6 protein-coding genes are annotated in these 8,221 nt (G+C 68.7%); all 6 read left to right on the top strand.

Features of this window, described 5'->3' with window-relative positions:
* Positions 1–2 precede the first annotated feature (2 nt).
* The 6 genes from AACH00_RS10190 to AACH00_RS10165 all read left to right on the top strand — a co-directional run bounded on the left by AACH00_RS10190 (position 3) and on the right by AACH00_RS10165 (position 8,186).
* Positions 3–1,052, top strand: coding sequence for a hypothetical protein (locus AACH00_RS10190; RefSeq protein WP_341399014.1), 1,050 nt, complete (start codon positions 3–5; stop codon positions 1,050–1,052).
* Entirely contained in the window at positions 1,049–5,152 is a 4,104-nt protein-coding gene (locus AACH00_RS10185; RefSeq protein ID WP_341399013.1) for a hypothetical protein, read from the top strand. The genes AACH00_RS10190 and AACH00_RS10185 overlap by 4 nt, the downstream gene beginning before the upstream one ends.
* A 68-nt stretch (positions 5,153–5,220) precedes the next feature.
* Positions 5,221–6,324 (top strand): M12 family metallopeptidase, encoded by a 1,104-nt coding sequence (locus tag AACH00_RS10180; protein WP_341399012.1) that lies wholly within the window; start codon positions 5,221–5,223, stop codon positions 6,322–6,324.
* A gap of 270 nt (positions 6,325–6,594) precedes the next feature.
* Positions 6,595–6,804: a hypothetical protein gene (locus tag AACH00_RS10175; RefSeq protein ID WP_341399011.1), complete on the top strand. Its 210-nt coding sequence runs from the start codon at positions 6,595–6,597 to the stop codon at positions 6,802–6,804.
* 102 nt (positions 6,805–6,906) lie between these two features.
* Complete coding sequence (locus AACH00_RS10170) at positions 6,907–7,254, top strand: RNA recognition motif domain-containing protein (RefSeq protein WP_341399010.1); 348 nt, start codon at positions 6,907–6,909, stop codon at positions 7,252–7,254.
* Positions 7,255–7,457: 203 nt separating this feature from the next.
* Positions 7,458–8,186 carry a PEP-CTERM sorting domain-containing protein gene (locus AACH00_RS10165; RefSeq protein ID WP_341399009.1) on the top strand — a complete coding sequence of 243 codons (729 nt, stop codon included), beginning with the start codon at positions 7,458–7,460 and terminating at the stop codon, positions 8,184–8,186.
* The last annotated feature ends 35 nt before the right edge of the window (positions 8,187–8,221 follow it).

Here is an 8,221-nt window from a genome sequence, read left to right as displayed (position 1 = left end):
CCATGAAGCTCCATCTTGATGCCGCCGCGGCCATGAGCTCGGCGATGCAGGCCGCCACCAGTTTTTCCCACCTGCTCACCGACCAGGACCCGGACGACGGCGACCATGTCGTGCCGGGTGAGCTGCGCCGCTTTCTGGCGCGCCTGCGCCTTCTGCATGGCGTGCCGTTCAGCTACCTGGTGCCCGACGCGGCGTTGCTGCCCGTCGAGTCGATCCGCTTCTTCCACATCGACCGCGCCTGGACCGACGCGCTGGTGCAGGGCGCGCTGAGCGTGGGCACCGTCAGCACGCTCGACCATGCCCACCTCGAAGCCGTGTATCCGCACATCCGCGACGAGGTCGACCGCACCGAGCGCGCCGTGCGTGCACCGGTGCTGAACGGCGGCCCCGCCACCGCGCGTGACCAGCTCGACGGGCCGGCCGGCACCATCACCGGCTGCCTGCTGCGCTCGCGGCTGGTGTCGGGCTGGCCGGGGCTGCATGTGCGCGCCTATGCCCGCGACGTGCTGCCCGATGACGCCCTGAGCACCGTCGCCGAGGACGACCCCAACCGGCTCAAGCTGCTGCGCATGGAGCGGCTCGCGCCTGCGGTGCTGCTGGTGTTGTTTGATGGGCTGCCTGAAGTGGTGCACATCGAAGAGCCGCGCCAGGGTGTGCAGTTCGGCGTGCGCCTGAATGCTGCCGACCCGCCAGCGGCGCGCAAGGCCCGCGTGGCCCTGCGCAATGCGACGGATGGCGCGCTGGTGCCGCCCATCAATGCACTCACCGCCGGCAACTCGGTGGAGGTGCCGTTCCGCGCCGGGGCGTCGGGCGTGATCGACGTGGCGGAGCTGCGCAAGCGACTGGCCGCCAAGGTGCCGAATGCCGCGTCACCGCTGCCGGCCAGCGGCCTGGCGCTGCAAATGCTGCGCTTCCCGTATCGGCAGGTGTTCGGGGACCCGAGCGACGAGCAGGGCCTGCACTTTCAGGCGCTCGACAGCTTCCGGCCCAGCGTGGCGCTGGCCGACTGGAAGGTGAGCCTGGACAAGGTCATCAAGGAGGCACGGCCATGAGCCAGCAAGCCAAACGCGGCGCCAAGGCACCGTCCGCCGTGCGCAAGCCGCGCGGGTCCACGGGCTCGACCACGGCCCGCCCTGCCGACGGCATTTCGATACTCGTCCCGGTCAAGCCGCTGCAGCAAGCCCTGCGCAGTTCGCGCTTCCTGGCGCTGGAACGCGCCGGGCAGTCGCTGCGAGAAATCGCCAGCTGGGACGAGCACCTGCTGCGTGACCCTCGCCTGCTGGTGCCGGTGGACGTGCAGGCGCTGGTGGTGCCGCCCGGCCACAAGGAACCGATGGTGCGGCTGCCGCTGCCGGTGGTCTCGGCCGATGGCCAGAACGCGGCTGCAAACGGCCCGGGCATGCCGCCGCCGTTTGACACCGGCACGCCGCGCCCGGCGGGTGTGCACCTGCACTGGGCCATGCCGGATGCGCTGCTGCGTGGCCGGCTGGACGACGGTGCGCGCGAGGGCAGCAACCGGCTGGCCCTGCCGCCGCTGCCCGACCGCTGGGTGGTGCTGCGCACCGTGTTGCCGCGCGGCGCCCGGGTGCCGGTGGTGACTGGCTGGGTGCTGGAAGCTGATCGGGCCGTGGCGGTGCCGCTGGGCAGCTGGCGCGAGGGTGGCAAGGCCTCGACCGCGGCCACGCCGGCGGGTGAGGCCGTGCACCGCGAGGCGCTCATCGGCACGGCGGGCGGCAGCGTGGCGTGGTCGGGGGTGTACGACGCGGTGCTCAACCGCTTCGCTTTCCATGACACGCTGGAAGACCTCGACAAGATCGCACCCGGCGGGGTGGACCAGGGCTGCGTGAGCTACCTGGTGGCCGGCTGGTGGAGTGACCCGACGCTGGACCCGCTGGGCGACGCGGGTGATCTGAAGGGCCTGAGCAAACACCTCGACAAGCTGCGCTGGTCCCTGCCCACCGACTGGGGCACACAGGTGGCGCAACGTGTGGCGGAGCTGGAAGCACAGGCGCGGCGCGATGCGCTGGGCCTGACCACCGCCACCTTCGACAAGGCCGGCACGGCGCAGGCCGCACGGGTGGCCGCCACGCCGGACCAGCCCTTTGTGCCGCGCAGCCTGCGCATGGTCGAGATGGCCGTGGATGAGCGCTCATCGGCCTTCATCGGCGAAGGAGCCAAGGCCTGGAAGGCACCCGCCTGGCACCTGCGCAGCAGCCTGCTGCATGGCGTGGTGGTGGGCGTGCCGGTGGGCGGCAAGTTGTGGGGCGATCTGCGCCCGGCAGCCGAATCACTGAGTGTGGCGATGGGCCAGCATGACGATGATGTGCTGGCCGCGCTGGCGGCACGCGGCGCCACGCCCAACCAGCAACGCGCCACCGAGCGCCTGCTGGCCGCGTTCACCAGCCAGCGGGTCAACCAGCTGGGCTCGGCCGATGGCCTGGTGAACCTCGAAGAAGGTGAGCACGCGGCGGCGTTCTTTTCGCAGCCTGCCGGCAGTGCCGGCAACGACCGCTTCAAGCAGCTGCCGCAGGGCCGCCTGGCCAGGGCGGGCACGGGGGCGGCCAAGAGCGGCACATCGGCCGACGCGGCCAATTCGGCCAAGAACACAGCCACCGCCAACAGCAACGTCAGCAACGTCAGCAAACCCATGTCCGCGCGGCTGGGTCTCGAGTTCCGGCCCGACCTGGCTTCAAGGAGTCACCTCGACATCGAGGACCTGGCGAGCTCCCGCATCAAGGACGCGCTCGCCGCTTTTAGCCCTCGCGTGGTCGACCGCCCCGCCGCCCGCTGGACCGCACCCACCGACCCGATGGTGGCGGTACGCGGCGCCTCGCGCAGCCTGCGGCACGGCCATGACGGACGCGGCTCGTCGGACCGTACGCTGGGTTGCCGCTGGCCTTCGCAGGTGGTGGAGGGCGTGGCCGGTGTGGCCGATCTGAAGGCCCTGCTGCCCACGCTGGACCACGGCGGCCTGCCGCCGGAAGTGCTGAAGCTGGCCCGCGAGATGCTGTTGTTCGACCCCTACCACCTCGACTGGCTGGCAAACGCCGTGGCCACGGGTGACCAGGTGAAGCCCGCCCGCGCGCGGCTGGATGCGGAGCTGCTGATGCGCTTCGGCGCTGATGGCGTGTACGACGGCAGCACGGCGGCGTTCAGCGGGCTGGGGGCGGTGCTGCGCGACGTGCCGCGTGACAGCACGAGTGGCACCCCACGCGCCAGCCAGGCCCCGGCCATGGCCGCTGCAGCCCGGCTGGCCCAGCGCCAGGTGGCCGAAGCCTTGCGCCCGCATTCGCTGTTTGAAGGCATGGACCCCGACCTGGTGGCCATCACCAACTGGCAGCAGCCCTGGGTGCCGCTGTGGCTGGAATGGCAGGTGCATGTGGAAGGCCTGGACCCGCCCACGCTGGCGGCCTGGCAGCTGGGTGCGGTGGACCTGCAAGGCGGCGCCACCGAGGCCAGCGTCGCCGGTGAGGTGCTCACCCTGACCGGCCGCTCCTTGTTGACCGGCGGCGCGGCCACCACGCTGCATGCCGCCATCAGTGACTGGCTGGCCGCTGAAGACCAGCTTGATGCCTCGCCCTCGGGTGGGCAGGTCGATGAAGCCACCGAAGAGGCTTACCGCGCGCTGGATGCCTCGGTGCAGCAGCTCGATGTATTGACCGCTTCGCTGGACGGCTTGCGCCACCAGCTGCTGGGCTTCGTGACGCAGGACGGTCTGCGCCGCCCGGGTGGGCCCGGCAACGTTGGTCCGGCGCCGCAACGCCCGCCCGCCAGCGTGTGGGCAGGCGCATTGACGCTGCGACGCGCGCGCCTGCTCGATGCCTTTGGTCGCACGCTGGAGGTGCCCGCCAAAACCTTGGGTGCAGTGGCCGTGCCCAGCCGCAGCGTGTTGCCGGCCCGCCCGGGCCGCTTGGGCCTGGCGCCGCGCCTGCTGCGCCCGGCGCGCTGGTTGTTCCGCCTGGTGGATGCGGCCACGCCGCTGGGCGCCGAGGGCGTGGAGGCGCGGGTCGACCAGATCGAGCCCGCCCTGGCCGTGAACCCGGTGGTCGGCTTTCTGATGCCCGACCACTTGGATGAAAGCATCGAGCTGTTCGGCGCGGACGGCGCCCCGCTGGGTGAACTGCTGCATGAGCCCATCAGCGGCGGCGTGATGTGGGAGGCCGCACCCGGCCGCCCGGGCCCGGTGGACGCCGGCCCGCTGTACGGCCTGAAGGCGTCCGAGGCGCCGCTGGGTTTGCTGGCCACCGGCCTGGTGGCGGCCGACGCCGCAGGCCGCGCCGACACCACGGCCCCTGCAGGCCTGGAAAGCATGTCGGCCCTGTCTGCGCTGCTGCGCGCCATTGACACCAGCCAGTGGACGGTGGACAGCCTGGCCTCGCTGGGCACCGAGCATGTGGCGGGCCTGGTGGGCCGACCGTTGGCGGTGGTGCGGGCGCAGCTGCGGCTGGAGCTGAAGCCGCCCACCGATGTGGACCTGTCAGACCCCACGCAGGCGGTCGCCTGGGCGCAGGCCGAAGAAGACGCACGCCGGCATGCCTTCGAGGCGCGCATCGGTGAGCTCACCCGGAGCGACGACGGCGTGCTGGGCTACTTCGTCAACGACGACTTCAGCCTGTTCCATGTGGTGGACAAGGTGGTGGCCAGCCAAGCGGCAGTGAGTGGCAAGTACCGGGGTCACCTCGGCTTGTTCGGCAAGGGCACCGCCCAGCCGCAGGCTCAAGCCTTGAGCCACCCGTATCTGGCGGGCCTGAAGGACGACGACGCCCTCCGGCTGCACCTGGGCCAGACCGTGACGCTGACGGTGTTGATGCACCCCGGCGGCAAGTGCCACCTGACCAGCGGCATCTTGCCCCGCAAGGCGCTGGCACTGGCGCGTGACTGGGTGTCTCCGGGTTTGTCGCGCCTCGCGCCTTCACTGCGCACCGGGCCGGTGCTGGTGGAAACCGACCTCGCGGCCAAGGGCCAGGTGCGTTTGCCCAAGGTGTCGGTGTTTGGTCAGTCGCAGAACTTTCTCTGGCGCGACACCCCGGCCAGCTGGCGCACCGACGCCATCCTCTCGGCCACGCAAACGGCGCTGCTGCCGGACGAGCCGGGTGAGCTGCGCGAGGGCTGGGTGCGCGTGGCGCCTGAGCCGCCCGAGCCAGTCAAGTAAGGCCAGTTGGCCTTGCTTGAAACACCGCCACCTCCATCTCTCTGATCGCTTTGAAGGAATGAACATCCATGGCCCGACTCTGCAAGATCTGCTCGCCCCGTGTGCCCGGCCTGAGTGGCCTGGCGGCTGCCCGTCGCTCTGCCGACGAGGTGGCCACGCGGGAGCGTGTCGACAACACGCGCGTGACGGTGCTGCGCAGCGGCCCGGGCGGCCAGCGCCACACCCGTGCCGCGTTCGAGGTGCTCAAGCTCTGGGAAAACGGTCGGCGCATCCGCTGCAAGTTCCTTGACGGCGACCCGGTGGTGCAGGCCCGCGTGCAGGCCATCGCCAAGCAGTGGGAGGCGCATGCCAACCTCACGCTGGACTTCGTGACGCAGGGCGCGGCGGAGATCCGCATCAGCTTCGCGGAGAAGGGCTTTTCATGGTCGACCGTGGGCACCGATGCCTTGACCGTGCCGGCCAGCGAAGCCACGATGAACTACGGTTGGCTGGAGCCGTCCACCAGCCTGCGGGAATACGAGCGCGTGGTGCGCCATGAGTTCGGTCACGCGCTGGGCATGATCCATGAACACCAGAACCCGGCCGCGTCTGGGCAGATCCCCTGGGACAAGCCGAAGGTCTACAAGTACTACGCCCAGCAAGGCTGGAGCACGGCCGATGTGGACTTCAACATCTTCCAGACCTACTCGGAAGAAAGCACCAACCACAGCGCCTTTGATGCCACGTCGATCATGCAGTACGCGGTGCCTGACAGCCTGACCGTGGGCAGCTTCGCCATTGGCTGGAACACCGACTTCTCACCGCTGGATGTGAGCTACATGCAGCGGCAGTACCCGCGCACCGGCGCGCCGGGCGTGGTCGACCTGGTGCTCGGCGCCGCCCGCCATGCGGCCGACCTGGCCAGCACCGGCGAGGTGGACACCTACCGCTTCACGCTCACCGCCGCCACCACCTGCATCATGAACACTGAAGGCAGCACCAACACCGTGCTGGCACTGCACGGCCCCAACGACCCCGGCGCCGTGCTGGCGGTGGACGACGACCGCGGCCAGGGCCTGAATGGCCGCATCGTGCGCAAGCTGGGCGCCGGCGATTACTGGCTGACCGTGAAGCACCACGCACCCGACGGGCGCGGGGCGTACACGATCGGGGTCAAGGCGCGGCGGGGCTGAGCGTCAGTCAGCGGTCATCTTTAATGCCTTCAGAAATATAGATTGACCCGCATATCACACAAATGATATAAAGCGAACACTGGCATGCAGGAAATCGCTTCCCCAACGGCGATTTCTCAAAGCGTCATACGCCTTGCACGGGTAGCACCTTGCCGCCCCACCGCCCCTTTTGGTCTGCAGAGCAGCAGCCAACCGAGCCGTCCGATGCTCCCGCAGGTGATTTCAACCCCGCGGTTTTGATTGAACAAGATCTCACATACAGCCATTTCCATGGGCAAGTTCGTCGTTTCGCCCGCGACACACCTCACCGACTGCGGCCGTTTTCGCGCCTCATTCTCGGTACAGCGCGCACAAGGCAACGGCAGCTACTGCCGTGTGTTCCGCTTCGACAAGACCTTTGTCTCGCGCGATGCCGCCAAGCTGTTTGCAGTCACCCAAGGCTGGCTGCAAACCAGCATGCCTCACCCCCCGGTGTGCTGATTTCCTGCGTTCACCCAAGCAGACTTCAGCACCCCAGTCGCTGCGAACGACCGCTTCGCACAACCGCATCGCGACGATGCGCCTGATACAGAAAGACTCCCCATGAGCAGCAAGATTTACGTGGGCAACCTGCCTTATTCCGTCACCGACGCCAGCCTGCGCAGCAACTTCTCCGAGCACGGCAGCGTGTCGTCGGCCAAGGTGATGATGGACCGCGACACCGGCAAATCCAAGGGCTTCGGCTTCGTGGAAATGGGTTCGGCCGACGAAGCGCAGACCGCGATCACCGCACTGCACGGCATGTCGGTCGACGGTCGCTCGATCGTCGTCAGCCTGGCCCGTCCGCGTGAAGCTTCGAGCGGTGGCGGCAGCTACAGCGCCGACGGCTACAAGGGCCAGCGCGCCGATGTCGGTTACGGCAACGGCGGCTTCGGCGGCGGTCGCTACTGATCTTCAGTCACTCGTTGACTGCAAAGAGCCGGCTCTGAGGAGCCGGTTTTTTTTCGTCTGCAGCACAACAGCACAGTCGGTGCCCCCCCAGTTTGAAGTGCGGTGCGTGCCCGCCTGAGACGCGGCTGAGACGGTGGCTTTGAAGAATCGGCGTGTCGACCTGGCTCACATCCACTTCACAACACTGCCTGAAGGACGCTGTCATGAAAATCCACCACCCTGCTCCGCTGTTGATGCTGAGCCTGCTGGCCGCCCTGGCGGCTGTGCCCGAGGAGGCCCTGGCGGCCACCGTGCCGGCGCCTGCCGTCAACATCAGCACCGCGCAGCAGGCCAATGTCGGCTACGCGGTCGCCAGTGACGATCTGCTGCAGACCCATCTGGCCACATCCAGCTTCGCTGGCGACTTCCAGAAGGAAGGCGCCAACGGCACGGTGGCGTTCAACAACGGCATTTATGGCCGCCAGGGCAACCAGGGCAACGGTGGGGAATCTGCGACGGCAGACGGAAGCCACACCGCCACGTTCACCTTCGATACCGTCGGCGGGCAAGGCTACAACCTCAGTGCCATCAACACCTATGCCGGCTGGGACGGCAACCGTGGCGGCCAGGCCTATGTGGTGTCTTATGCCACCGCCGCGGCCCCAACCACGTTCATCGAGCTGGCGACCGTGTTTTTCAACGCCACCACCCGTGGCGGCAACACGAACTCACGGGTCGGCCTGACCGGCTCCGGCGGTTGGCTGGCCACCAATGTGCAGACGGTGCGCTTCCAGTTCAGCAATGGCCTGGACTATGGCTACGCCGGCTACCGCGAACTGGATGTGTTTGGTGTGGCTGCCGCTGCCCCTGTGCCTGAGCCCAGCCAGGTGGCGATGCTGCTGGCGGGCATGGGCTTGCTGGCCGCACGGGCGCGCCGCAAGCGCGTTGCCTGAGCGAGCGCACGACTTTGTGCGGCTTGTGACCCGGC

This window comes from Ideonella margarita, assembly GCF_038066635.1.
GTDB classification, from domain to species: Bacteria; Pseudomonadota; Gammaproteobacteria; order Burkholderiales; family Burkholderiaceae_C; genus Ideonella; species Ideonella margarita.
The sequence above is the reverse complement of the archived record's forward strand: the minus strand, read 5'-3'. Positions and strand labels throughout refer to the sequence as shown.

What these genes read in the sequence shown, in the direction of transcription:
- AACH00_RS10190 (WP_341399014.1), top strand. Translation starts at nt 3, where the DNA reads ATGAAGCTCCATCTTGATGCCGCCGCGGCCATGAGCTCGGCGATGCAG.
- AACH00_RS10185 (WP_341399013.1), top strand. Translation starts at nt 1,049, where the DNA reads ATGAGCCAGCAAGCCAAACGCGGCGCCAAGGCACCGTCCGCCGTGCGC.
- AACH00_RS10180 (WP_341399012.1), top strand. Translation starts at nt 5,221, where the DNA reads ATGGCCCGACTCTGCAAGATCTGCTCGCCCCGTGTGCCCGGCCTGAGT.
- AACH00_RS10175 (WP_341399011.1), top strand. Translation starts at nt 6,595, where the DNA reads ATGGGCAAGTTCGTCGTTTCGCCCGCGACACACCTCACCGACTGCGGC.
- AACH00_RS10170 (WP_341399010.1), top strand. Translation starts at nt 6,907, where the DNA reads ATGAGCAGCAAGATTTACGTGGGCAACCTGCCTTATTCCGTCACCGAC.
- AACH00_RS10165 (WP_341399009.1), top strand. Translation starts at nt 7,458, where the DNA reads ATGAAAATCCACCACCCTGCTCCGCTGTTGATGCTGAGCCTGCTGGCC.